This is a genomic window from Pseudomonas sp. MPB26 (assembly GCF_046605355.1).
GTDB classification, from domain to species: Bacteria; Pseudomonadota; Gammaproteobacteria; order Pseudomonadales; family Pseudomonadaceae; genus Aquipseudomonas; species Aquipseudomonas cedrina.
Genome location: NZ_CP176793.1, coordinates 1,612,871 through 1,638,362, shown reverse-complemented (window position 1 = coordinate 1,638,362; position 25,492 = coordinate 1,612,871). Strand labels below are relative to the sequence as shown.

The following is a 25,492-nucleotide window of genomic DNA, read 5'->3' as shown; positions in this document are numbered from 1 at the left end:
CGACGCAAGGTTTCGGGTATGAAAGTCAATTAAATGGCGATAATTTCCAGTCGCCTACCGTCCGGCGGCACAAAAGACAATACGTTGACAGTTTCTCCCGAATCTAACATGATCGGCGGCGTTTTGATGGCTTCAAGCCATTAAAATGACATCATTGACCGCACGGATTCGGAATTTTTCCAGTCGGTGCAGGGCCTTAATCGTGCCACCGTTAGCGGACTGACCACATGAAACCTCCGCTTGAGTCCTCAGGAAGAAACTTCATGGATGTTAAGCGAGTTTTGGTTACCGGTGGTGCAGGCTTTATCGGCTCGCATCTGGTAGATGCCTTGCTGGCCGAGGGATACAGCATTCGTGTGCTGGATAACCTGTCGACCGGCAAGATGGCCAATTTACCGGTCGGCAAGCCGAATCTGGATGTCGTCGTGGGTGACGTCGCCGACAAAGCGGTGGTCGAGCAGGCCATGCTGGGTTGTGACGCGGTGGTCCACCTGGCGGCAGTGGCATCTGTGCAGGCGTCGGTGGATGACCCTGTCGCGACCCACCAAAGCAATTTTGTCGGCACGCTCAATGTGTGCCAGGCCATGCTCAAGGCCGGTGTGAAGCGTGTGGTATTCGCTTCCAGTGCTGCCGTCTACGGCAACAATGGCGAAGGCACGGCCATTGAAGAAGACACCCCCAAGTCGCCCCTGACGCCTTATGCGTGCGACAAGCTGGCCAGTGAGTACTACCTGGACTTCTACCGTCGCGAGCATGGCCTGGAGCCGGTGATCTTTCGCTTCTTCAACATCTTTGGCCCGCGCCAGGACCCGTCCTCCCCGTACTCGGGTGTGATCAGCATCTTCAGCCAGCGGGCAATCGCCAAGCAGCCGATCACCGTATTCGGTGACGGTGGGCAGACCCGCGATTTCGTCTACGTGCAGGATCTTGTGAGCATTCTCGTGCAGGCCGTGCGAGCCCCCGATGCCGCCCTAGGTGCGGTCAACGTCGGGTTCAGCCGCGCGACCAGCTTGAACGACCTGATCGGCGAACTGGGCGGCGCGACCGGCACTGCGCTGACGGTGACGCATCAGGCGCAGCGCCAGGGCGATATTCGCCATTCCCGCGCTGACAACACACGCCTGCTGCAACGCTTTGAACTCTCGACGCCGACATCCGTCGGCCAGGGGTTGGCGCAGCTACTTCGCAGTTTGTAAACCCGTCGGTCACCCGGTTCGACCTTAGCGCCGTCTCAGTTTCAGTCATTTCAAGAGTGCATTATGGAAATCGTTTTTCGCGGGACGCGTGTCCGTGCAATAGCCGAGCGGCTGCTGGCCGCTTTTGCGTTGTTCGTTGGCGGGTCCACGGTGCAGGCCGCGACGTTGCCGCAGCCGGCCAGCGTGGCCTTTTGGTATGCCGACCAACCACCCCTGGCGGAGTTGGCGCAGTTCGACTGGGCTGTGGTCGAGCCGGGCCACATGACGCCTGCCGACGTCAAAACCCTGCGTACGCTGGGCAGCGAACCCTTTGCCTATCTGTCGGTGGGCGAATTTGACGGTAATAAAGCGGAACTCGCAAAAGCCGGCTTGAGCAAAGCGGTGTCCCCGGTGCGTAACGATGCCTGGAACAGCCAGGTCATGGACCTCACCACACAAGCCTGGCGCGAGCACTTGTTCGCTCGCGCCAAAGACTTGGAAGCCCAAGGTTATGGCGGCGTGTTTCTCGACACCCTCGACAGTTTCCAGTTGTTGCCCCAAGCCCAGCGTGAGTCGCAGCGGGTAGGCCTGGCCAACTTGCTGCGCGACCTGCACAAGCGCCAGCCAAAATTGAAGCTGTTCTTCAATCGCGGTTTCGAAGTACTGCCCGAGCTGGACGGCGTCGCCGCCGCCGTGGCGGTCGAGTCGATTCACGCCGGCTGGGACGCCTCCGCCAAGCGTTATCGCCCGGTGTCGGAGTCCGATCGCCAGTGGCTTGAAACCCATCTGCAACCGTTGCGTGCCAAAGGCATTCCGCTGGTAGCGATCGATTACTTGCCGCCCGAGCGCCGCGAAGAAGCGCGCAAGCTGGCCAAGCGTCTGCGCGACGAAGGCTTCATCCCGTACATCAGCACGCCTGATCTGAACACGATGGGCATCAGCAGCATCGAGGTTCAGCCACGCCGTATCGCGCTGCTTTTCGACCCGCGCGAAGGCGCGCTGGAAGATGCCGCTGGCCATACCGAACTTGGCGGCTTGCTGGAATACCTGGGCTATCGCGTCGACTACTTCCCGGCTGACAGCGACCTTCCGCGCTACAGCTTCGGCGGCCTGTACGCTGGCGTCGTGACCTGGATGACCAGCGGCCCGCCGCAGGACCCTGCCGCTTTTAACCGCTTCATCAATGCGCGGCTGGACGAACAAGTGCCCGTCGCGTTTTTCAGCGGTTTGCCGATTGAAGACAAATTGCTGCTCAAACGCCTGGGCCTCAAGCGCGATGTGCCGCCTGCCACACAAGTGGTGACCGTGACTCACCAGGACAAAGCCCTGGTAGGCGCATTCGAAGCGCCGGTGGTGCCGCGCTCGCGTGACCTCACCGCTGTGTCGGTCATGCCCAACGGCCCGACTGCCGCGCTGTCGCTGACCGGCGCCGGCGGTGACGTGTTCACCCCGGTGGTCGTAGGCAAGTGGGGCGGCCTGGCGCTCGCCCCTTATCTGCTGGAAACCAACAACGAACGCAGCCGCTGGATCCTTGATCCCTTTGCGTTCCTGCAGGCCAGCCTGCACCTGCCAAGCCAGCCGCGCCCGGACAGCACCACCGAAAACGGCCGACGCATCGCCACTGTGCACATCGACGGCGACGGTTTCCCTTCTCGCGCTGAAGTGCGCGGCACGCCTTACGCCGGGCGTCACACCCTGGAAGACTACATCAAGCCCAACCCGTTCCTGACTTCGGTATCGATCATCGAGGCCGAGATTTCGCCGCGCGGCGCGTTCCCGTTTCTTGCCCGTGAACTGGAGCCGATTGCGCGCGAAATCTTCGCCAACCCGAAGGTTGAAGTCGCCACGCACACCTTCAGCCACCCGTTTTTCATGCAGCCGGACAAAGCCAAGAAACGCGAAAACTTCAGCCCGGAATACGGCATGAACATGAAGGTGCCGGGCTACGAAAAAATCGATTTTCGCCGCGAAATCTTCGGTTCGCGCGACTACATCAACCAGAACCTGACCACCCCGCAAAAGCCGGTGAAGCTGGTGTTCTGGCCCGGTGACGCGCTGCCGTCGTCCGACACCATCAAGTTGGCCTACGACGCCGGCCTGAAAAACGTCAACGGCGCCGAAACCATCATGACCAAGGCCAATCCGTCGCTGACCGGCCTCAACCCACTGCTGCGCCCAACCCCGGGCGGCTTGCAGTACTACGCGCCGATCATCAACGAGAACCTCTACACCAACCTGTGGAAGGGCCCGTATTACGGCTTCCGCGAGTTGATCGAGACCTTCGAGCTTACCGATAGCCCGCGCCGTCTGCGCGGCCTGCACCTTTATTACCACTTCTATTCCAGCACCAAGCAGGCATCGATCAAGGCCATGCACGAGATCTACGGGTACATGCGCGAGCAGCAGCCGATGTCGTTGTGGATGAGCGACTACCTCGACCGTCTGCATGGCCTGTACCAGGCGAGCCTGGCCCGCACCGCCGATGGTGCCTGGCAGATCCGCGGCATGGACGCGCTGCGTACCGTGCGCCTGGACGCGCAGATGGGCTGGCCGGACCTGCTGCAATCGCAGGGCATCGCCGGTGTACGCGATTTACCGCAAGGGCGCTACGTGGCCCTGAGCAGCGACAAAGCCTTGCTGGTGCTGCGCCCGGATCGAGACCCCAGACCTGCGCTGGAAGAAGCCAATGTGCCTTTGCTGGACTGGCGTTACCTGGATGAGCGGCGCGTGAGTTTTGCCTTTGCCGGTCAGTTCGACCTGACCTTTTCCGTGCGCTCGGCCAGTGCCTGCCGCGTGGAAGTGGATGGACAACGCTTTGCAGGCAAGGCTTCGGCCGGCCTGTGGACTTTTCAATTACCTATGAAGCAGGTGAGTAATGGTCAGCTCCTCTGCAACTAAGAACAGCCGTCTGCTCAATCCCTGGGCATTGGCGGTGGTGGCGGTGGCGGTGGGTGGCCTGTTGTGGGCGACCTTCCAGCGTGAAGAAGTGTTCCAGCCCGATGGTCGCCAGCCTGATGCGGTATCGGCCAACTATGCCGAGCTGCTGCTGACGGCGCACCCGGACGACGATCACTTGCGCCTGCAACTGGTCGACCTGTTGATTCGCCTGGGCGACTACACCAAGGCGCGTCAGCACCTGGAGGCCTGGCCCAAGCCACAGCCTGAAACCCAGGCTTACTACCGCCTGGAACTGGACGCCCTGGTCGCCGACAGCAGCAACGACCTGATCGCGCAACGGGCCCTGGCCGAGCGCCTGGGCAGCTTCGATTACCGCAAATTGCCGATGCCGCAGTTGCAAAACCTGGCCAAGCGCGCGTTGACGTTGCAGGCGCCTGAGTTCGCGGCCAACGTGTATGAAGAGATCGCCGCGCGCGATCCGGCGCAACGTGCCGAGGCCCTCAAGTCAGCCGCGCAGTGGTACATGGCCAGCGGCCAACCGCAGCATGCCGCGGATATCTACCTGCAACTGCGCCGCGACGCCCAGCTGCCGGCCGAGCGCCGTGATTACGCGCTGTTGGCGTTTAACAGCTTGCTGTCGGCGGGCCACGACGAACAGGCGGCGCAGGTGCTGGCCGACGAATTGCCCCAGCTCACCAATTCCCCGGCCGATGTGGCGTGGTTGGAGCAGGGCGTCGACGTGGCTGTGGCGACCAAGCGTTTTGACCTGGCGCAGCGCGTGCTCAAGCAGTGGCGCGAAGTGCAGCCAGAGAATCCGAAAATTGCGCTGAAGGAATTCCATGTACGCCTGGCCATCAACGACCTGGCGGGCGCGTGGGAAACCGGTCAGCAATTGACGGTCGACTATCCGGATGACCCCATGTTGCTTGAGCAAATGGCGCTCCTGGGTGAATGGCGCGGCGATAACGCAGCGGCAGTCGGTTATTGGATTCGCTTGCTCAAGCTCAAGGAAGACCCGAAAACCCGCGAACACGCCTGGCGCCTGGCCAGCCAACTGTTCGATTTCGACCGTTCGATCCCGTTGCTCGCCGAAATCATGCAGCAGCGCGCGCTCACCGATATCGAGCTGGACGCCTTGGTCTACGGCCACGAATCGCGCGGCACGCCCGCCGAGGCCGAAGCCTGGTTGCGCACCTATCTGCGCAAATACCCAGGGCACCGCCTGGCGTGGACACGTTTGCTGCAGAACCTGGATAACACCGGGCAGTTCGCCGCACGCAGCAAGGTCTACAACGACTATGCCAAACGCTTCACGCTGACCCCGACCGAGCGGGTGGACTGGGTTGGCACCGAGATGAAGCTGTTTAACGAGCAGGCTGCCTGGGACGTGGTGAAAGAGGATGACCCCTCGATCCAGGATGCCGAGTATTGGCACGCCCGCGCCGGCCTGGCCTGGGACCTGGAGCGTGACGAAGACCTGCGCGTTTCGCTGGAACGACTGCTGGCCATCAACGGCAAGCTGGTCAGCGGCGATGAAAGCCAGTTGATTACCCTGTACCGCACCCGCGACCCTGAACGGGCTCTGGCCTTGATGGTCGCCAGTTGGCGCCGCGCCCAGGACCCGCAACGCTTGGTCGAGGCGCTGCAGCTCGCCCAGGAATTGCAGAATTGGGACCTGGTGGCCGACTTGCTGGAAGACGCCAAACAGTACCCGGATGCCTACGAGCAAGCCCAGGTCCTGGCGGTACGTGGCGCACTGGCGATCGAACAGGGCGACAGCGCCGAAGCCGAGCGTTTGTACTTGCTGGGCCTGTCGCGCTTCCCGAATGACAACCTGTTTCGCGAACGCATGATCTGGATGTATGTCGACCAGGGCAACACCGAGAAACTCAAGCCACTGCTGGCCCAATGGCGTGCCAATGCGCGTGAAGACCGCCTGCTGTGGCTGCCGTTTGCCAGCGCCAGTCAGTTGTTGAACCGCGATACCGAGGCGTTGGCCTGGTACCGCATGTACCTCAGGCTCACCCCGAACGACTGGCTGGTGCAGGCCGCCTACGCCGATGCACTGGACACCGCCGGTTACCAGGACGCCGCGCAACGCCTGCGCCTGAAGCTGCTGCGCAACCCTGAGGCCGACGGCTTGCAGCCTTCGTCGCAGCGTTACGGGATCTGGTTGCGCTTGATGTCCAGCAGCTACTCGCCACGCAAGGCGCAGCAGGAACTGCTGAAGTGGAAGGACGGTTCGCCGTCGATGAAACAGATGTGGTTCGAACGCTTGCTGGCGCGGCTGGATGCGACCAATCAGGAATCGCAGAAAGACCAATGGCTGGAATGGGCGCGTGGCCAAGGCCTCAAGGTCGACCGCTACGAGCAGATCCAGGAAGCCCTGCGCAGCCGCAACAAGGCCCAGGTTGAAACCTTGCTGGCCAGCAGCGACCTGAACCCGGCGCAACGTGCGCAGGCCCTCAGCCGCCTGGGGCGCGACAACGAAGCGCTGGAAACCAGCCTGAGTGCATTGGGTGACGACCAGCCGGAATCGGTGCGCGAACAACTGCGCCGCCAGGCCGTGGAAATCCACGAAAGCACCCCGCAAGGCGCGCTGCTGTCGTACCAGAAGCAGGATTTCGGTGGCCTCTCGTTTGATGCGCCGCGCCTGGAAATCGCGCATAACATCGGTGACAAGTGGTACGCCGACCTTGAGGTGGAACACGGTAAATACCAGGGCGATGACGTTATCTCCTCAAGAATCGGTGACGAGAGCAACGCCGCCCTGACTCTGGTTCGCTCGGTGGAAAACGGCAGTTGGAAACTGTTCGCCGACACCAGCCAGCGCAAGGACGACGACCGCAATGGCCTGGGCCTGTCGCGCATGTGGCAGTTGGGTAACAGCCATCAGCTGGAAACCGGCCTGGACTGGCATCGCAAGAGCGACGACAGCGGCTTGATGCGCGCGTTCGGTCAGCAGGACCGGGCCTGGGTCGGCGGGCGTCACGGCCTGACCGCACGGGACCAGTTGAGCTGGGAAGTGGCGCAGCGTTCATTCTCGACCCGTGCCGGCGACTCGCTGGGCACCGGGCACGCGTTGAAGATGGAGCTTAACCACACGCTGGAATTCGCCGGGCCCAACTGGACGGTGCGCAGTGGTGTGGATTACCAGAAGAACAGCGTGAAAGATCGGCAACTGGACTATCTGTCGAGCCGCAACGGCGGTGCCGTCAAGGTGACGCCGCAGTCGATAGATACCGATACCGGGCTGCCTGATCCGCTCGATCTGGACCCAGTCACCAGCGACAACCTACTGCAAAGCCGCTACGGCCAACTCTACGTCGGCACCACCTGGCGTCGCGGCATCCCTGGGGCGCTGGTGCGCACCAAGCCGCAATACACCTGGCTGGTCGACATGACAGCCGGCTGGCAGTGGACAGACCAGACTTTCAACTACGGCATGAACACCGGCATCGGCTTCGAAGTGCTGGGTGACGACGAACTGGCCCTGACCGTCGGTTACCAATCCGCGCCACAAGGCGGGGATGGCAAATCCGGCGGAACACTGGGTATGAGCTACGGCGTGCGTTTCGGGCGCTGATTACAGAATCTCTACGGGAGAAAACCTATGCAAGTAATTCGTAACCTGAGCCTGGCGCTGACAGTACTGTTCGTTGCCGGCTGCTCGAGCTTCACCAGTGAAACCAGCCCGAACCTGCCGCGCACTGCGCAGTGGGGCATCGTGCCGATGGTCAACTATTCCCAGACCCCGCAAGCCGGTGAGCGCAGCGAGCAGATCCTGCTCAGTGTGCTCAGCAGCCACGGCCTGCAACCACGGGTTTACCCGGTCAGCACCCAGGGCGAACAAGCCTTGATGGATGACAATGAGCGCCTGGCCGGTGCCCTCGATTGGGCACGCGAGCAGAAGCTCGATTACGTGGTCGCCGGCAGTGTGGAAGAGTGGCAGTACAAGAACGGCCTGGACGGTGAACCGGCGGTGGGCATCAGCCTGCGCGTGCTGGAAGCCAACAGCGGTCGCGTGCTGTGGAGCAAAAGTGGCGCGCGCGCCGGCTGGTCCCGTGAAAGCCTGGCGGGTAACGCTCAAAAGGTGATCGACAACCTTGTTGGCGCCCTTCGGTTCGAGTGATCGCAATGAATTCTCCACACATGGATTACAGCCTGGCGCCTCGCGCCAGCGGCCCGGTGTCTTGGCTGGAAACGTTATTGGTGACGGGCCTGGCAGTCGGGCTCGGCTTCTGGCTGACGCCTGAAGACCCGATGCAGATGCACGCGGGTTTCCCGTGGCCGATCCTGGCGCCGCTGCTGTTGGGTGTGCGGTACGGGTTTGTTCGCGGCCTGCTCAGTGCGGTGGTGCTGGTGGCGGTGCTGTTTGCCCTGCGCAGCAGCGGGCATGAGGGGTACAGCCAGATCGAGCCGTCGTTTATCGTCGGTGTGCTGGTGTGCGGGATGCTGGTCGGTGAGGTGCGTGACCTGTGGGTGCGTCGCCTGGAACGGCTGCAGATGGCTAACGAATACCGTCAGTATCGTCTTGATGAGTTCACCCGTGCCCATCAGATCCTGCGGGTTTCCCATGACCTGCTCGAACAGCGCGTGGCCGGCAGTGACCAAAGCCTGCGCAGTTCCTTGCTGGGCCTGCGTGAAAAACTGCGCGGCATGCCGGTCGAAGGCGATGCGCTGAGCGCGCTGGCCGAACCCATCGTGGCGATGCTCGGCCAGTACGGCGCATTGCGCGTGGCCGGCCTGTACCGCGTCGACGACAGCGAAAAACATGTGGTGCCGCACGCCTTGGCCATGATTGGTGTGATGGGCCCGCTGGACCCTGAAGATGACCTGATCAAACTGTGCCTTGAGCGCGGTGAGCTGGTCAGCGTGCGTCAGGAACTGATTGATTCCGGCAACTCGGCGCAGTTTTCCTCGTTGCAGGCCTGCATTCCGCTGATCGACGCCGAAGGCCGCCTGTTGGCGATCCTGGCGGTTCGGCAGATGCCGTTCTTCGCGTTCCAGGACCGCACCCTGAGCCTGCTGTCGCTGCTCGCCGGCCACATCGCCGACCTGCTGCGCCGCGACCCGCACGTGCTGCAACTGGCCGATGCCGACGCGCAGCAGTTCACCCTGCAACTCAAGCGCTCGCTGGTGGACGTGGAGCAACACACCTTGCCGGCCGGGCTGTTCGCATTCGAAATGACGCGCACCAACGACGAGCTGACGCGCCTGATGGAGCGCAGCCAGCGCGGCCTGGACCTGCACTTGCCGGTGCGCAACAGCCGCGACCACCACGTGCTGCTGGTGCTGTTGCCGTTGACCGGCCCGCAAGGCACCGAAGGTTACCTGGCACGCATCAGCCTGCTGTTGCATGAGCATTTCGGCATCGACAGCGACTTCGACAGCCTGGGCGTACGGGTCATGCCTTTCAACCTGGAGCCTGGCTGTGATCGCAACGGGCTGCGTAACTTCCTTTACAACGAGTGTGGCTTGAATGATCAGCAAGTGGCTGTTTAGCGGAGCCTTGTTGTTAGAGGCGGGCAGTTGGGCCAGTTTGTGGCTCGATGCGCCTCAAGTGCACCAATTGCTGGTCTTCTCCTTCAGCCACGGGTTCGCCTGCCTGATGCTGTGCGCGGCGGTGTGGCTGTTGCTGCCGGAGCGCTACCGCAAGCCGTTGCCGTGGAGCCCGTTGTTCATCTTCAGCCTGGCGTTTTTCGTGCCGGTCATTGGCACCCTGGGCGTGGTGATGGCGATTTTCCCAGCGCTGTACTTGCCGCGCAAACGCGATAAACAGGCTTGGCAGGCCGTGGGCATACCGGGCTTGCCTTACCGCGCGCAGTTGCAACTGCACAAGCCGATCTTCGCTGACGGCGGCCTGCAGGATGTGCTGCGCCACGCGCCGGACCCGGATCAGCGCCTGGCTGCCTTGCTGGCTACGCGGCGCATGCCGGGCAAGGAAGCGGTGCCGATCCTCAAGCTGGCGCTCGCCGACCCCAGCGACGATGTACGCCTGCTCGCCTATTCAATGCTCGATAAGCAGGAAAGCGACATCAACCTGCATATCCAGATGGCTCTTGAGCAACTGGTGAATGTCAGTACGCGCACCGCCGGCCCGGTCCATAGCATGCTCGCGCGCTGGTACTGGGAACTGGCTTACCTGGGCCTGGCGCAAGGCAGCGTGCTGGACCACGTGCTCAATCAAGCCAGCGAGCACGCCGAGCAAGGCCTGGCGGCGGGCGAGGGCGGTGAGCTGTTCCTGCTGGCCGGCCGCATCGCACTGGAGCGCGGCGAGAACGAGCGCGCCGAAGAGCTGCTGCGCCTGGCCGAAGAAAACGGCATGGGCTCGGCCCAGGTCTTACCGTTTCGCGCGGAACTGGCGTTCGAAGCCGGTCGTTATCAAGAAATCCCCGGGTTGCTCTCCAGCCTTCCCGAGAAAACCCGCCAGCGGCCACCGTTCGCTGAGTTGGTGAGGAGCTGGGAATGATTCGCAAGCAAGAAGCACCCACTGCAGACATCTGCCTGCTGCTCGAAGGCACCTGGCCTTACGTGCGCGGCGGCGTGTCGAGCTGGATCCATCAGATGATCCTCGGTTTGCCAGAGCTGACCTTTTCGGTGATGTTCATCGGCGGCCAGCGCTCGGCGTATACCACGCGCCGCTACGACGTGCCGGCCAACGTGCTGCACATCGAAGAGGTGTTCCTGGAGGATGCGACCCATCCCACGAACCTGCGCGGTACACCGCGCGAAGCCAACCCGCAGCAGTTGGCTGACCTCTATCGTTTCCTGCATCATCCCGACCTGCCTGAGCGTGAGCTGGGCGAGAAGCTGCTCGACTGCATCGCCAATGGCGACATCACCCTCGACGATGTACTGCGCAGCCGCGCCAGTTGGGAGACCCTCAGCGAAGGCTATCGCCAGCACTGCGCCGACCCGTCCTTCGTCAACTATTTCTGGACCCTGCGTTCGCTGCAGTCGCCCTTGCTGATGCTGGCCGAGGCCTCGCGCAAGATGCCGCGGGCGCGGGTGCTGCATTCGATTTCCACCGGTTACGCCGGACTCCTGGGCTGCATCCTCAAGCAGCGCTGGAACTGCGCCTACCTGCTCAGCGAACACGGTATCTACACCAAGGAACGCAAGATCGACCTGGCCCAGGCCTCGTGGATCGCCGAAAGCTCCGGCCAGGCGCTGAACCGCAGCCTCGACGGCGGTTCGGGTTACATCCGGACCTTGTGGGTGCGCTACTTCGAGCGCATCGGCCAGTTGGCCTACAACAGCGCCGACAACATCATTGCCTTGTATGACGGCAACCGTCAGCGCCAGATCAAGGACGGCGCCGACCCTGCACGCACGCAGCTGATTGCCAACGGCATCGACCTGACGCAGTGGAACCGCGTTTTCGAAAACCGCGAGCCCGGCATTGCCCCGCGCGTGGGCCTGATTGGGCGTGTGGTGCCGATCAAGGACGTGAAAACCTTCCTGCGGGCCATGCGCGGCGTGATCAGCGCCATGCCTGAGGTCGAAGGCTGGATCGTCGGGCCTGAAGAAGAAGACCCGGAGTACGTCAGCGAATGCCGCAGCCTGATGGCCAGCCTGGGCCTGGAAGGCAAGGTGCACTTCCTCGGCTTCCAGCGCATCCAGGACATCCTGCCGCAGCTCGGCCTGATGGTGCTGACCTCGATCAGCGAGGCGCAACCGCTGGTGATCCTCGAAGCCTGGGCCGCCGGCACGCCGGTGGTCAGCAGCGACGTCGGCTCGTGCCGCGAGCTGATCGAGGGCGGCAGCGCCGAAGACCGTGACCTGGGCATCGCCGGCAAAGTCGTCGCGATTGCCGACCCACAGGCCACCTCCACCGCCATCCTCGAACTGCTGCGCAGCCCGCAACGCTGGCAGGCCGCACAGGCCGCCGGCCTGGCGCGAGTCAACCGTTACTACACCGAAGCCTTGATGCTGCAGCGCTACCGCGACCTGTACCAGGCAGCCATGGAGAACAGCTAAATGGCCGGTATTGGCTTTGAACTGCGCAAGATCCTGTCGCGCGACTCGTACACCGCCACCCTGCATGCCTACGTCTATGCCGGGTTGATCAGCTCCGGGCCGTGGGTGCTGTCGATCATCAGCGTGATGCTGGTGGGTATCATCAGCCTCGGCTTGATGCTGCCCAACTCACTGGTCGGGCAGTTTCTGGTGACGGTGACGTACCTCATGGCCAGCTCGTTGATCCTGACGGGCGGCCTGCAACTGTTCTTCACCCGGTTTGTGTCCGACCAGCTGTTCCAGCGCAACTACGAGCAAATCCTGCCCAACCTGCTGGGCATATTGCTGCTGGTCACCATCGGCGCCGGGGTCCTGGGAATCATCCTGCTCGCGGTGCTGTTCGATCAGCCACTGATCTACCGCGTGCTGGTGCTCTCCAACTTCGTGGTGCTGTGCAACCTGTGGCTGGTGATCATCTTCCTGTCGGGGATGAAAAAATATAACCGCATCCTCCTGGTGATGCTGGTGGGCTACTCGCTGATGGTCGCCAGCGCCTACCTGCTGAGCTTCCTGCAAATGCCCGGCCTGCTGCTGGCGCTGCTGATCGGGCACAGCACGCTGCTGTTCCTGTACCTCTACGACATCCTTCGGGAATACCGCGCCGAAAAGCTCATCGCGTTTGACTTCCTCGACCGTCGCAACGTGTTCCTGAGCCTGCTGGTCACCGGGTTCTTCTACAACTTCGGCATCTGGGTCGATAAGATCCTGTTCTGGTTCAACCCCGCCACCTCCAGCAGCGTCATCGGCCCGCTGCGCGCGTCGCTGCTGTACGACATGCCGATCTTCATCGCCTACCTGGCGATCATCCCCGGCATGGCCGTGTTCCTGGTACGCATCGAAACCGACTTCGCCGAATGGTACGACCGCCTCTTCCGCGCCATCCGCGACGGCGAAACCTTGCAGCACATCGGCTCGCTGAAAACCGAAATGACCCTGTCCATCCGCCAGGGCCTGCTGGAAATTTGCAAAGTCCAGGGCCTCACCGTGGTGCTGCTGTTCCTCTTCGCGCCGCGGCTACTGGACTGGCTGGGCATCTCGAGCTACTACCTGCCGCTGTTCTACATTGACTTGATCGGCGTGAGTATTCAGGTGGTGTTTATGGCGCTGCTCAACGTATTTTTCTACCTCGACAAACGCCGCGTGGTGCTGGAGTTGTGCGTGCTGTTTGCTGTGCTTAACGCCGGGCTGACGTTGCTCAGCATGCACTTGGGGCCTAGCTTCTTTGGGTATGGGTTTACGCTGTCGCTGCTGGTGTGCGTATTGCTGGGGCTGGCGCGGTTATCGACGGCGCTGGAGGATTTGGAGTACGAGACATTTATGTTGTCGCGTTGATTGCGGTTTTTGAAGTGAAAAAAAGGCACTTGTCGGCTGGCGGCAAGTGCCTTTTTTTGCGGCTGTTATTGCTGGGTGTTGCAGGGGGATTCCAATACCTTCACTACATCGTCGATTACCGCTTTGCTCATTTCTTGCAGGTAGTGGGAGGCCCAGGCGTAGCGGTCGGTCTGTTTGGTCATCGCCGCGTCTTCTGCGAGGAGCTTGGCGACGTGGAGAAGATCAGACACGTGGTGCAAGGCTTCGTGCAGGGAAACACCGCTGTTGACGCGGAACAGGGGTTGGTAGGAGTGGAAAGAGAAGGGGGTGACGCCGAGGGTGGTTAGGGTGGACGGGGTTGGAGCGGTCATAGATAAAACTCCCATATCAAGTGAGAGCTACCACGTTCGTTCTCAGGCGAATGGGTGGCAGCTGTGCGCAGGCTGAGAAACCGGAGATACAGGAACCCGGCAGACCCGAAGGTCTCCCACGCACAGCCGCCATTGCACGAATTACCAGACGAAAAAAAACGCCTGCAAATCGGGTTTTGGGGGCGCTTGGTGCGCCTGCATCTTGCCGGGTTCTCAGGCCCGATCGCTGAATTGGCAGCGACGGGGGGAGAGTAGCGTGGTGGGGCGTGGGGAGCAATCGGGAAAGTTGATCTGTTGTTGTGCGAGCTGTTCAGAGCGCTAAGAATGTGCCGTTGATTATTCTTTTATGAGTTAGCCTTAATTATGGGCTACCCATAATCTCAGCCGGCCGTGAGAAAGCGGATCCTCTATTTTATCGATTGAGCAGTCCATTTGTTTTTCACCGCTTCAAGGCTCGTCACGTTTCCCGCTTTCGCATCTTGAATCCCTTCCTGTACTGCTTGGACATGAGCTAATTCGGAACTGACATAGCGATCCACGGCCCTTCGCAAATGGTATTCACGATCTCGCCCGGTCATGAGGATGAGTTGGTTCAGTTCGCTGAGAAGCTCAGAGTCAGCAGAAAAAGATAAGTCTGGCAAGGCCATGTCGGTTCTCCGATGCATCAGCGGTATGCGAGTATGCTGATAGCTTAAACCTAGACGAAAAAACCGCCTCATAAGATGGCCTCTTGGTGCCCTGAAGGCTTTACAAGAACAGTTCATTCTCTCGGTCGGTAAAGAAAGTCCATATCGTCAGCGCGGAAATTCCATTTTTCCGCGATTTCTCGTATTTCACCCGCATGAAACAACACGTTCTTGGCCGGGGGAAACAAGCTCGCATAGTGATGTGCGAAGTGCCCCGCTAGCATGAGAATAACCTGTAGGTTACCCGAGCCAAGCATGTACTGATCTTCCAGCGTGATCGCTTGGCCGTTTTGAAGCGCACCGATGAAATCGCTGTGTACATGGCCGCTTAAGAAGGGATAGATCGAGGTGAAGAAGGTTTTGTGCAAGCCCGCGTCTACTGCCAGATCGTTCCAGTGCCAGCCTACACCCCAGTCACCCTTACGCACGCGTTCTCGCTGGGGCTCAGCGTAGTTTTGGAAGTGCAGAGAGTTCTGGATCAGCGGCCACAAAGCAGCTGCATCTTCCTCGGCTGTCTCTCGGGCTGCCCGAGCGTCATCGGTGGTGGCTGCCATCTTGCTTCGCTTTTTCCACCCGCAGTATTCCCAGACATTATGTCGGAACTCTTGTAGCGATTTATTTCCACCGCTGAGAAGCCACGTCATTACTAGATAGTTCTCAAGCGATGAGCGCGTTAGAACGGCTACTGAAGAGTGGTCAATGAAGCTGCGGGGCGGGATGTTTTGATTTTGAAATGGAGAGGGTTCCAGTAAAGATCGCGCGGAACACATCTGACGGAAGAGTTTTTTTGCCAGGTTATGCTGACTGAACATCCATCCGGGGATAGGGGCTGTCGGATCATGCTGCATCGCCTGCGCAGTGATCATTTCTGCCATGAGTGAAATCAGAAGACCGAACTCCCTCTCAAGTTCTTCCATGCGTTCATACGGCATACACGCACCTTCTCGCTATCGTCATGTTCATACAGTGTATCGGTTGGGCTGACGCGGCGCGTTTCTCATATGGGACAAAAGAGAGGGGAGATCAAGCCATTTGTATGGGGTGCCTGCCAGTAGGCCGTAAAATAGGTTGTAACCGTCTACAAAGCAGTCTGTACGCAAGATGCCATCCTTAGAAACGAAAAAACCGGCCCAGAGGCCGGTTTTTTCACCCCAACGGCCAGCGAACTGAATCGCTGCGTACGGGGCTGAGTAGTGCGCTGATAATGCCATAGCTATCATCGCTGTCAACGACTAAGCAGTCTCTAAGCTCTGTGATCGTGCGAGCCGCCGGACACGAATCACGCGTTGGGATCCGCCCTAACTCCCCTCAATCAACGCCCGTTCCTCCAGCCAAATCTCTTGAACAAACTGATCCGTAATCGCATAAATCCCATGCCCGCGGCGCATGATGATGTTCTCTGCGACCAGCGCAATCACCACCGGTTGAATCTCTTCAACCCGCACCTCTCTCCCTACTGATTTCGAATACTCTGCCGCTGCGTCGGTGGAGAAAATTCCGCGAGCATCGCCTTCGGTAGACGCAATTTTGTTGAAAATCGCTTGTGCCAGGCTGCCCATCTGTTCGACTTTTTCAAGTTCAATGCTCGCCGCTGCCGAGCGTAAGGTGCTGGCGATGACGGGGAGGAATAGATCGGGATCGCCTTCCTGCTGAAGGAGTTGGCGCAACGCTTTCAACATTTCCTCGGGTCTGTTCCCCAGTGTATTAAAGGCTTCAACGGCCACTTCGAAGGAGGGGAGTTTTTCCTTTTTTACCGTCATGGCAAGCCGGTTGAGCAGGAACTTGACGTAGGCACCGTTCAGCAACGGATAGGCTGCCGATGTGGCGCCAGAAAATGCCTGGTTGCGTTTAGCGGTCAGTTCGCTGACTTGCGCCCTGTGAGAGCCGGTTCCAATAAATAAAAAGTGGCCCGGTGTATCTGGACGCGGGTTGATAGCATCACGGGCAGCTTTCAGGGCCAGGAGCAATTGGTTGCCATCGTCGGAGGAAATGGCGTGTTGCACTTCGTCGATGATCAGTACGAGGTTGGTCTTGGCTTGGTCCACGACTTCGGTCAGCGCTTGCGCCAAGGTCGGGCCGTCGCTGGTGCCAATACTGTCGAGTTTGAAGCCGAACTTGAATCCTGCTGCGCCAACGTCGACATTGCTGACTCGTTTCAGTACTTCCAGCACCGAGGAGTCCGGTGTCTGCAGGTCTTTCAACGTTTTGTGTATGGCGTTGTGCACGAGCGTTGCCGGATTGGCCAGCGTGTCGCTCCAGAGGTCGACGTAGATCACCAATGCACCTGCTGCTTCCAGGGCTGGGATAAGGTCGTTTCTCAGAAATGTTGTTTTACCTGTACGGCGCAGGCCAGACAGAAAAAGGCCTGAGCGTAGACCTTCATCGAGGACGCCTGGATTGAGGAGCTGGTTCGCCATTGTTTCAGCCAATTCAGGGCGCTGAAATATGCTGCTCATGCAATTACCCCTTTTTATGGATACGCCATAATTATTGCCAGTTCATAATTTAGCATAAAGCTCAAAAATTGAATCATTGGTACAGAAGTCGGCAACTGCTCAGGTTTTGCAGGTGCGGACAGGCTGAGGGAACCAAGCCAGGAGGGCAGTTGGGACTATGAACATCCCAGAAACAACAAAGCCCTCGTATTTCTACGAGGGCTTCGTTTTATATGGTGCCGGCACCAGGAGTCGAACCCGGGACCTACTGATTACAAGTCAGTTGCTCTACCAACTGAGCTATACCGGCGTGTTAGGGCGACGATTATAGCGATTGGCAAGCTTCTGTAAACCCCTGAATTCTGACTATTTTTGCAGAAGCCGAGGTTTTTTCGCATTGATCCGTTTTTCCTCGCCACGCGGTAGGATTTACACTCTGTCAGCCCGCCGTCTACACGGCGTGTTCAAGGCATTCTCATCCCGCCACTGCAACTAAAGGAAGCTTCCTATGAAACGGACTCTGTCCCTCATCCTCATGGTCACCGCCCTCAGCGCGTGTTCCACCCACAAGCCCGCCAACGACCCGGCTCTGGTCGGTACCTGGAAGGGCTTGCGCACGGAGACCGGCAAGTGTCAGTTCCTGTCGTGGACCAATAACCTGAAGCCGGACGGCCGCTTCACCATCACGTTCTTCCGCGATGCGCAGCAGACTCAGGTGATCCAGACTGAGCAGGGCACGTGGGCGGCGGCCAATGGCAAGAATGAATTGCGCACCGATGGCGTGGCGTCGCCGGATATCTATACCTACAAACTGGTGGACCCGGACACCGTGCATTACGTGAGCGTAGCGTCCGATCCGACCAGCGATTGCCAGGGCGATTATGAGTTCACCGAGTACCGCATTCGCGGTTAGGCCGTTTCGGGGGCTGGAATCGGGCTCAAGCGCCCGATTTACAGGCTTAAAACGCCATCATTATGGCATTAGATCAAGTCATTAATTTGACTGTTTTCCGCCGGTCTAAAAATGCTGCGGTAACGTCATCAAATTAATGACACTTTGTTTTCGCTGTCACAAAATGCGGACACAGAGACGCCAGAAAACCAAAAGACCTGCGGCAAGCCTTTCCCTTGCCGACCCTTCACGTCTTTACGCTGCGTCGTGTTGGAGTCTGGATCATGAGCCTTACTGACGAACTGCTTGCGTTGTTCGGCAAGCGTGTCACTCGAGATGCCCGTGGGCTGGATGCGCGGTTGCATTTCTTTGGCAGTGTTCCGGTAAATGATGGCGCTGTGTTTCCCCCGCCAAGCGCCAGCACTGATGAGCAATCCCAGCCATTAGAAGGCGCTGCGGTGCGCGCTAAAGTCGTGGCGTTGGTATCGATCAATGGCGGTGTGGGGCGCAGTTCTCTGGTCATGGCATTGAGCAGCGCTATGCAGCGCCAAGGCGAGTCGGTGCTGGCGCTGGATCTGGATCCGCAGAACGCTTTGTGTCACCACCTCGGCCTCGACTCGAGTGTGCCCGGCATCGGCCGCGCCAGCTTGCAGAATACGCAGTGGGCGCATTGTCGGCAGGCGGGTTTTGCCGGGGCCCAGGTGATTCCGTTCGGCGATACCGATACCCAGCAGCAGGAAACCCTGCAGGGCTGGCTCAAGCGCGAGCCGGATTGGCTGGCGCAACAATTGGCAGGGTTGCGCCTGGGTGAGCACCAAACGGTGATCATCGATACACCTGCCGGTAATAACGTCTACTTCCATCAGGCGTTGAACCTGGCCGACGGTGTGCTGGTTATTGCGCGGGCCGATGCCGCGTCCCTGGCCACGCTGGGTCAACTGGACGGCCTGCTGGCGCCCTACCTTGAGCGCGAGCGCGCACCTGCTGTGCATTTTGTGATCAACCATTTGGATGAGGGCAATGCTATCCAACTGGAGATGGTCGAAGCGTTCAAGCAGCGTCTGGGGACCGTGCCGCTGGAAGTGCACGGCGATACGGCCATCAGCGAAGCCCAGGCTTGCCGCGCAGACCCGCTGGATGTTCGCGCGATCAGTCTGGCAGTGGACGATATCAACTACCTAAGCCGTGTCGTCAAAGCGTTGAAAAAACGCTTCTGAGGCGCGGTTTAAACGCTTATTGCCAGATGCTTATGCACAATTGGTTGGATGGAGATGTTACGAAACAACCATTTTGTGGAGCTGTTCTCATCACCTTGCAACTGACTGTTTTACGTGCCTTTTATTTTATGAACAAAAAATGACCAGCCTGGCTTTCGGCCTGGAATGCACGTAACTTCAGGTTCCTTAGAGATTCCATCAACAGAGTTATCCACAGGCTGCGGTGCGACAATTTCGCCCTTTAATCGCGCTCGGCAAGCACCATCAAGTTGCGCGGCGTCAATGCGCAATCGCAGAAGCTGCCTACTTCAACCCTGTAGCCGTTTTCGCCAAGAAACAACGCCCGATCCAGTACCAGCCACACCTCCAGCGGGCGCCGAAACAGCCCACGCACCAATTCCAGATTCCTGACCTCGGCCAGGCGCTGCCAGCCGTATGCCTCCAGCGTTGACCAATTCTGCTCGCCTGTGGATAAGCCGTTGAGGTTCGCCAGTTCACGGCAGTAGTCGGCGAAGGGCATGCCCAGCCAACTGGCGGGCAGGGACGGCGTGGGCAGGTACTCGTCGAGGCCGCGCAGTTCGCGTTGCAGGTGGTCGAAGCCGAGGCGCCTGGCCATGGAGATGTCCCGCTGTTGGCGCACCCGCTTGCCGGCGGTGACGGTTTCGCTCAGCGGCAGGCCCAGGTCATCGATCGACAACTGCAAGTGCGATGCGCGGCCGGCGTTGGACAGGGGTTGGTAAGTGTCGGCGTTGATGCGGTTATAGCAGCAGGGCGCCAGCGCCAACTGTTTGCAGCCAACCGCGCTGGCCAGTTGCAGCAGGCGCACGTGCAGGTCGCCGCAGGCATGCAGCGCTACGGGCGTATGTTCGGCGGTCATAGCCACGTCGGCCATCACGTCTTGCAGGCGATGGGTGACGGGCAGGCCGTGGTGTTCGCTCAAGGCTTGGCCTGTGGCGATCAGCGCGGCGTCATATTCCAGGCAGGTCAGCGCTTGACCGGCTTGCAGCAGGCGGCGACCCAGGTGGCCCTTGCCGGCGCACCAGTCCAGCCAATGCGTGGGAGTTTGCGCAAATTGCAGCGCGGCACCGAAGGCTTCGATCTGCTGCCATTTGCGGCCGGGCACATCGACGTTCAGGCGATGGCGCGCGGGTGCCAGCGGTTGCGTCGGCAATTTATCCACAGCGCTGAGTTGTCTGGCTTGGGCGGCAAGTTGTGGAAAAGGAGCGGGTGCCGGCAGGTCATGGGGTTGGTTGTGACTGGTTTCTGCATCGGCCAACGAACGTTGGCGCAGCCAGACGGCGAGATCGGGATGTTCGGTTTCCCAGGGTAGATGCCGATGCGTAAAGGGCCGTGGTTTCCACAGCCCCTGATGCTCGATCAGAAACGCATCCAGCGCCTGGAAGCGTGCCTCAACGTCCCTGGCATTCATCGACGCGCAGCCAACGTTCCAGCAGTTTGAAGCCGCGCACCAAAATGTAGGCCATCAACAGGTAGAACAGGCCGGCCGCGAAGAAGATCTCCACGGGCAAGTAGGTACGCGCGATGATCGTGCGCGCCATCCCGGTCAGTTCCAGCAGGGTGACGGTACTGGCCAGGGCGCTGGCCTTGAGCATCAGGATCACTTCGTTGCTGTACGCCGGCAGGCCGATGCGCGAGGCGCGCGGCAGGATGATGTAGAACAGCGTCTTGGGCTTGGACATACCCAGGGCGCGCGCCGCTTCGATCTCGCCGGGCGGAATGGCCTGGATCGCGCCGCGCAGGATCTCGGCGATGTAAGCGGCGGTGTGCAGGGTCATGGTGGCGGTCGCGCACCAGAACGGATTGCGCAGGTATGGCCACAGGAAGCTCTCGCGTACGGCATCGAATTGCGCCAGCCCGTAATACACCAGGAACAGCTGCACCAGTAGCGGCGTGCCACGGAAGAAGAAGATATAGGCGTAGGGCAAGGCGCTGACGTACCAGCGGCGCGAGGAGCGGGCGATGCCCAGGGGAATCGCCAGCAGCAGACCGGCGATCACTGCGATGGCCACCAGCTCCAGGGTCAACGTCGCGCCCTGGGCCAGCTTGGGCAGCCACTTGATGATCACGGCCCAGTTCAAGCCCAGGTCGAAATGCGCCAGCCAGCTGTAGTCACCGCTCATTGGGTGCTCCTTGCAAAGCCGCGGGCGGCGCGTTTTTCCAGAAAGTGCATGCCGGTCATGGCCAGGACCGTGAGCCCCAGGTACATGAACGCGGCGACCATGAAGAAGGTGAACGGCTGCTTGGTCACGGTCACGCCGATCTGCGCGTGGCGCATGATTTCTTCCAGGCCGATCACCGACACCAGCGCGGTGTCCTTCATCAGGATCATGAACAGGTTGCCCAGGCCGGGCAGGGCGATGCGCCACATCTGCGGCATGATCAGACGGGTAAAAATCCGCACCTTCGACAGCCCCAGCGCCACGCCGGCCTCGCGGTGGCCCTTGGGAATGGCGAGGATCGCACCACGAAACACTTCCGTGGCGTAGGCGCCAAAGCACAGGCCCAGGGCGATCACCCCGGCGGCGAAGGCGCTGAGGGAAAGGTCGGGGTAGCCGAAGAACTCACCGAGGGCGCGCATCAGGTTGACGGTGCCGAAGTAAATCAGCAGCACCCACAGCAATTCGGGAATGCCGCGAACAAGGGTCGAGTAAGCTCCGCCAAGCCATTGCAACGGCTTGTAAGGCGACGTCTTGGCCAAGGCCCCGGCCAGGCCGAGCACCAGCCCCAGGCACAAAGCCGTGAGCGCCAGTTTGACGGTCATCAGCGCACCAGCGGCAAGCGCCGGGCCGAATCCGTAGAGATCGAAATTCATGGTGGTTTCATATCGCGGCAGGCAGTGCAAAAAGCCGGCGCGCCCCAAGGAGCGCGCCGGGCATGCCGTTCAGGTCATTCGATGCTGAACGGGAAGTACTTGTCGTTGATCTTTTTGTAGGTGCCGTCCGCCTTGATCTCTGCCAGGGCTTTGTTCAGGCGCTCGCGCAGTGGGTCGCCCTTGCGCACGGCGATACCGATCTTGTCGCTTTCTACAACCGGGTCGCCCTTGAACTCATAGGCCGAACCGTCTTTGCTCTTGAGCCATTCGTACTGCACGTATTTGTCGGCCAGGATGCCGTCGAGGCGACCGGAGGTCAGGTCGAGGTAGGCGTTTTCCTGGGTGTCGTACAGCTTGGCTTCGGTGTCGGGCAGCTTGTCTTCCAGGTAGCTACCGGCCAGGGTCGCACGTTGTGCGCCGATGACTTTGCCCTTCAGGTAATCCGCGTCGGGTTTGAAGTCGGCGGTGGCCTTGGGCGCGATGAACTGCAGCTTGTTGGAGTAGTACGGGTCGGTGAAGTCGACGGCCTGCTTGCGCTCATCGGTGATCGACAGCGAGGAAATCAGGAAGTCGAACTTCTTGGCATTCAGGGCCGGGATGATGCCGTCCCAGTCGGACACGTACACTTCGCACTTCTCGACTTTCATCTTGGCGCACAGGGCGTCGCCGATGTCTTTGTCGAAGCCGACCACGTTGCCGCTGGCGTCTTTGTTGTTGAAGGGCGGGTAGGCCGCTTCAATCCCCATTTTCAAGGTTTCTGCCATGGCCGTGGCGCTGAACGCCATCGAGACGGCCGCGGCCAGAAGGAATTTTTTATAGTTCTGCATGCATGTTGCTCCGTTAGCGGTTGCTGGACATGAATTGTTTGCAGCGCGCCGAAAGCGGGTTTTCAAACACCTGCTGTGGCGATCCTTGCTCTTCGACCAGGCCCTGGTGCAGGAACACCACTTCGCTGGACACCTGACGGGCGAAGCCCATTTCGTGGGTGACCAGCAGCATGGTGCGGCCTTCTTCGGCCAGCGCGCGGATCACATTAAGTACTTCCTGGACCATTTCCGGGTCAAGCGCCGAAGTGGGTTCGTCGAACAGGATGACCTTGGGCTGCATCGCCAGGGTGCGCGCGATGGCCGCCCGTTGTTGCTGGCCGCCAGACAATTGCGCGGGGTAGGCGTGGCGCTTGTCGCCGATGCCGACCTTGGCCAGCAAGGCTTCGGCCACTTCGATGGCTTCGGCTTTACTCTGGCCGAGCACGCGGCGCGGGGCCTCGATGATGTTGTCGAGGATGCTCATGTGCGGCCACAGGTTAAAGTTTTGAAACACAAAACCGATTTCGCTGCGCAGGCGGTTGATCTGCTTGCCGTCGGCGGCCATCAGCTCGCCGTTTTTCGCGGCCTTGAGCTTGAGTTCTTCGCCGGCCACCAGGATCTGGCCCTGGTGCGGGTTTTCCAGCAGGTTGATGCAGCGCAAAAAGGTGGACTTGCCGGAACCGGAGGAACCCAGGATCGAGATCACGTCGCCGTCGCGAGCGGTCAGCGAGATACCTTTGAGTACCTCCAGCTCACCGTAGCGTTTATGCAAGTTGCGGATTTCAAGCGCGGGCGTGGCCTGGGCCATGTGCGGTCCTCATTGTGTTCGTTGCGATCGTCGCTGTTGGTCCGCCTTCCTGGCGAGGCGCCAAGCTAGCATAGCGTCCGGATGGCAGCCAACAGCGCGGCCGGCGGTAAACAGGTGGTGTGCGGCGGGGTGTCGCATCGGCACAGCAGCGTGTCGCGCCATCAACAACCGAACAACCGTTTGAACCTGGAAAACCGCCGGCTTCGCGTAAAAAAGGGCGCGATGGTGCCAGCTTTGGCCGGGTGTTGGAAGGGTTAACCGGGCAAACGGTGCGTATCAGCCCTTTTATGAAGCGTCACGTACTTTTTGTGTGTGTTTATGGTGCGTTTATTCGTCTTGAAAGTGGGGAGGACGGTAACGCTATAGCGGAATGCCATTATTATCAACGAGTTGCGATGTGTGCCGAAACGTCCTACAGCCCACGCCCATTGGGGCTTTGAAACATTTTGGCGCAAATCTTGCGTAAAAAATAAAGAACGCCCTGTTGGTTTCTTTTCACGAGAAAGCTACCAAGCCGGGCGAACCGTTTTCGCAATTCCTCGTAAAGGTGTGTCAATGAGTAGTACGCAAAGCTCCAATGACCTCGAACAGGGGCTCAAACCGCGTCATGTCACCATGCTGTCGATTGCCGGCGTTATCGGTGCCGGTTTGTTCGTCGGCTCCGGCCACGCGATTGCTGCCGCTGGCCCGGCCGTGCTGCTGGCGTATGCCGCTGCGGGCACGCTGGTGGTATTGGTGATGCGCATGCTGGCCGAAATGGCCGTGGCGTCGCCGGACACCGGTTCGTTCTCCACCTACGCCGACCGTGCGATCGGTCACTGGGCCGGTTTCACCATCGGCTGGTTATACTGGTGGTTCTGGGTCCTGGTGATCCCGTTGGAAGCCAACGCCGCCGCGACCATCCTGCATGCCTGGTTCCCGGATGTGGCCATCTGGGCCTTTACCCTGATCATCACGTTGCTGCTGACGGCGACCAACCTGTTCAGCGTGAAGAACTACGGCGAGTTCGAGTTCTGGTTCGCGCTGATCAAGGTCGTGGCGATCGTAGGGTTCGTGATCCTGGGCCTGGCTGCGATTTTCGGCTTCCTGCCGACCAGCCAGGTCAGCGGCGTTTCGCACCTGTTCGACACCCAAGGCTTCATGCCGAATGGCATGGGCGCGGTACTGGCTGCGATCTTGACCACCATGTTCTCCTTCATGGGCACCGAGATCGTCACCATCGCCGCCGCCGAATCGAAGAACCCCGGCCAGCAGATCACCAAGGCCACCAACTCGGTGATCTGGCGGATTGGTTTGTTCTACCTGCTGTCGATCTTCATCGTCGTATCCCTGGTGCCGTGGAACGATCCGACCCTGGCGGCCGTAGGTTCCTACCAGACCGTGCTGGAACGCATGGGCATTCCGAATGCCAAGCTGATCGTCGACCTGGTGGTGTTGGTTGCCGTGACCAGTTGCCTGAACTCGGCGTTGTACACCGCTTCGCGCATGCTGTTCTCCCTGGGCCGTCGCGGTGATGCACCGGCCGTGGCCAAGCGCACCAACAAGAGCGGCACGCCTTACTGGGCGGTGTTGCTGTCTACCGGCGCGGCATTCCTGGCGGTGTTTGCCAACTACGTGGCGCCGGCGGCGGTGTTCGAATTCCTGCTGGCCAGCTCCGGCGCTATCGCGTTGCTCGTGTACCTGGTCATCGCGGTTTCGCAACTGCGCATGCGCCAGAAGCGTGTGGCGGCGGGCGAGAAGATCGTCTTCAAGATGTGGCTGTTCCCCGGCCTGACCTATGCGGTGATGGTGTTCATCGTGGGGACGTTGACGATCATGCTGTTCCAGGAAGCGCACCGGGTCGAGATTATCGCGACTGGGGTACTGAGCTTGCTGGTGGTGCTGGCGGGGTTGTTTGTATCCAGTCGGCGCAAGGCCCAGAGGGTGGGCGCTGCAGTACTGAACTGAAGTAATGAAATGCGGTGCTTGCTGCGCCGCAGTTCAAATGTGGGAGCGGGCTTGCTCGCGAAGGCTGTGTATCAGTCAGTATGTCTGGCGA

General features: G+C 60.2%; 20 protein-coding genes, 1 tRNA gene and 1 pseudogene. 11 read left to right on the top strand and 11 right to left on the bottom strand.

Annotation, left to right across the window (positions count from 1 at the left end):
- Positions 1-263 precede the first annotated feature (263 nt).
- From ACLH0H_RS07565 to pelG, 8 genes are all read left to right on the top strand, one after another.
- On the top strand, positions 264-1,196 hold the full coding sequence (locus tag ACLH0H_RS07565; RefSeq protein ID WP_411381549.1) for an NAD-dependent epimerase/dehydratase family protein: 933 nt from the start codon (positions 264-266) through the stop codon (positions 1,194-1,196).
- Between the two features lie 63 nt (positions 1,197-1,259).
- On the top strand, positions 1,260-4,073 hold the full coding sequence (locus ACLH0H_RS07560) for a bifunctional glycoside hydrolase 114/ polysaccharide deacetylase family protein (protein ID WP_411381548.1): 2,814 nt from the start codon (positions 1,260-1,262) through the stop codon (positions 4,071-4,073).
- The gene (locus ACLH0H_RS07555; RefSeq protein ID WP_411381547.1) at positions 4,051-7,659 is read left to right on the top strand and encodes a tetratricopeptide repeat protein; all 3,609 of its coding nucleotides are present in this window, start codon (positions 4,051-4,053) and stop codon (positions 7,657-7,659) included. The genes ACLH0H_RS07560 and ACLH0H_RS07555 overlap by 23 nt, the downstream gene beginning before the upstream one ends.
- Before the next feature lie 27 nt (positions 7,660-7,686).
- Positions 7,687-8,205, top strand: coding sequence for a penicillin-binding protein activator LpoB (locus ACLH0H_RS07550; RefSeq protein ID WP_186687434.1), 519 nt, complete (start codon positions 7,687-7,689; stop codon positions 8,203-8,205).
- A gap of 5 nt (positions 8,206-8,210) precedes the next feature.
- Positions 8,211-9,578 (top strand): PelD GGDEF domain-containing protein, encoded by a 1,368-nt coding sequence (locus ACLH0H_RS07545; protein ID WP_411381546.1) that lies wholly within the window; start codon positions 8,211-8,213, stop codon positions 9,576-9,578.
- On the top strand, positions 9,556-10,545 hold the full coding sequence (locus ACLH0H_RS07540; RefSeq protein ID WP_411381545.1) for a HEAT repeat domain-containing protein: 990 nt from the start codon (positions 9,556-9,558) through the stop codon (positions 10,543-10,545). Before ACLH0H_RS07545 ends, ACLH0H_RS07540 begins: the two co-directional genes overlap by 23 nt.
- Entirely contained in the window at positions 10,542-12,056 is a 1,515-nt protein-coding gene (gene pelF, locus ACLH0H_RS07535) for a GT4 family glycosyltransferase PelF (RefSeq protein ID WP_411381544.1), read from the top strand. Before ACLH0H_RS07540 ends, pelF begins: the two co-directional genes overlap by 4 nt.
- Positions 12,057-13,427, top strand: coding sequence for an exopolysaccharide Pel transporter PelG (pelG, locus tag ACLH0H_RS07530; RefSeq protein WP_411381543.1), 1,371 nt, complete (start codon positions 12,057-12,059; stop codon positions 13,425-13,427).
- A gap of 65 nt (positions 13,428-13,492) precedes the next feature.
- Here the strand turns inward: pelG and ACLH0H_RS07525 are convergent, their stop codons facing one another.
- The 6 genes and pseudogenes from ACLH0H_RS07525 to ACLH0H_RS07500 all read right to left on the bottom strand — a co-directional run bounded on the left by ACLH0H_RS07525 (position 13,493) and on the right by ACLH0H_RS07500 (position 17,208).
- Complete coding sequence (locus ACLH0H_RS07525) at positions 13,493-13,777, bottom strand: DUF3077 domain-containing protein (protein WP_411381542.1); 285 nt, start codon at positions 13,775-13,777, stop codon at positions 13,493-13,495.
- 407 nt (positions 13,778-14,184) lie between these two features.
- Positions 14,185-14,424 (bottom strand): CopG family ribbon-helix-helix protein, encoded by a 240-nt coding sequence (locus tag ACLH0H_RS07520; protein WP_411381541.1) that lies wholly within the window; start codon positions 14,422-14,424, stop codon positions 14,185-14,187.
- 113 nt (positions 14,425-14,537) lie between these two features.
- The gene (locus ACLH0H_RS07515) at positions 14,538-15,395 is read right to left on the bottom strand and encodes a DUF5677 domain-containing protein (RefSeq protein WP_411381540.1); all 858 of its coding nucleotides are present in this window, start codon (positions 15,393-15,395) and stop codon (positions 14,538-14,540) included.
- A gap of 66 nt (positions 15,396-15,461) precedes the next feature.
- A pseudogene (locus tag ACLH0H_RS07510) lies at positions 15,462-15,563 on the bottom strand (NYN domain-containing protein); the annotation flags it as partial.
- Positions 15,564-15,761: 198 nt separating this feature from the next.
- Positions 15,762-16,919 (bottom strand): ATP-binding protein, encoded by a 1,158-nt coding sequence (locus ACLH0H_RS07505; RefSeq protein WP_411381539.1) that lies wholly within the window; start codon positions 16,917-16,919, stop codon positions 15,762-15,764.
- Positions 16,920-17,132: 213 nt separating this feature from the next.
- Positions 17,133-17,208: transfer RNA gene (locus tag ACLH0H_RS07500), tRNA-Thr, on the bottom strand.
- 198 nt (positions 17,209-17,406) lie between these two features.
- On the opposite strand from ACLH0H_RS07500, the gene ACLH0H_RS07495 reads away from it, so the two are divergent.
- Together ACLH0H_RS07495 and bcsQ are read left to right on the top strand one after the other, a co-directional pair.
- Complete coding sequence (locus ACLH0H_RS07495) at positions 17,407-17,811, top strand: hypothetical protein (RefSeq protein WP_411381538.1); 405 nt, start codon at positions 17,407-17,409, stop codon at positions 17,809-17,811.
- A gap of 263 nt (positions 17,812-18,074) precedes the next feature.
- The gene (gene bcsQ / locus ACLH0H_RS07490) at positions 18,075-19,007 is read left to right on the top strand and encodes a cellulose biosynthesis protein BcsQ (RefSeq protein ID WP_411381537.1); all 933 of its coding nucleotides are present in this window, start codon (positions 18,075-18,077) and stop codon (positions 19,005-19,007) included.
- Between the two features lie 241 nt (positions 19,008-19,248).
- Here bcsQ and ACLH0H_RS07485 read toward each other — a convergent pair whose 3' ends face one another.
- The 5 genes from ACLH0H_RS07485 to ACLH0H_RS07465 all read right to left on the bottom strand — a co-directional run bounded on the left by ACLH0H_RS07485 (position 19,249) and on the right by ACLH0H_RS07465 (position 23,454).
- On the bottom strand, positions 19,249-20,436 hold the full coding sequence (locus tag ACLH0H_RS07485) for a methyltransferase (RefSeq protein WP_411381536.1): 1,188 nt from the start codon (positions 20,434-20,436) through the stop codon (positions 19,249-19,251).
- The gene (locus ACLH0H_RS07480; RefSeq protein WP_411382384.1) at positions 20,417-21,106 is read right to left on the bottom strand and encodes an ABC transporter permease; all 690 of its coding nucleotides are present in this window, start codon (positions 21,104-21,106) and stop codon (positions 20,417-20,419) included. The genes ACLH0H_RS07485 and ACLH0H_RS07480 overlap by 20 nt, the downstream gene beginning before the upstream one ends.
- A gap of 38 nt (positions 21,107-21,144) precedes the next feature.
- Positions 21,145-21,840, bottom strand: coding sequence for an ABC transporter permease (locus ACLH0H_RS07475; RefSeq protein WP_076951635.1), 696 nt, complete (start codon positions 21,838-21,840; stop codon positions 21,145-21,147).
- Between the two features lie 74 nt (positions 21,841-21,914).
- Positions 21,915-22,667, bottom strand: coding sequence for an ABC transporter substrate-binding protein (locus ACLH0H_RS07470; protein WP_076951636.1), 753 nt, complete (start codon positions 22,665-22,667; stop codon positions 21,915-21,917).
- A gap of 13 nt (positions 22,668-22,680) precedes the next feature.
- Positions 22,681-23,454: an ABC transporter ATP-binding protein gene (locus ACLH0H_RS07465; protein ID WP_076951637.1), complete on the bottom strand. Its 774-nt coding sequence runs from the start codon at positions 23,452-23,454 to the stop codon at positions 22,681-22,683.
- A gap of 555 nt (positions 23,455-24,009) precedes the next feature.
- Between ACLH0H_RS07465 and gabP the strand changes: the two genes are divergently transcribed.
- Positions 24,010-25,401, top strand: a complete 1,392-nt coding sequence (gene gabP / locus ACLH0H_RS07460) for a GABA permease (protein ID WP_307387697.1) — start codon at positions 24,010-24,012, stop codon at positions 25,399-25,401.
- The last annotated feature ends 91 nt before the right edge of the window (positions 25,402-25,492 follow it).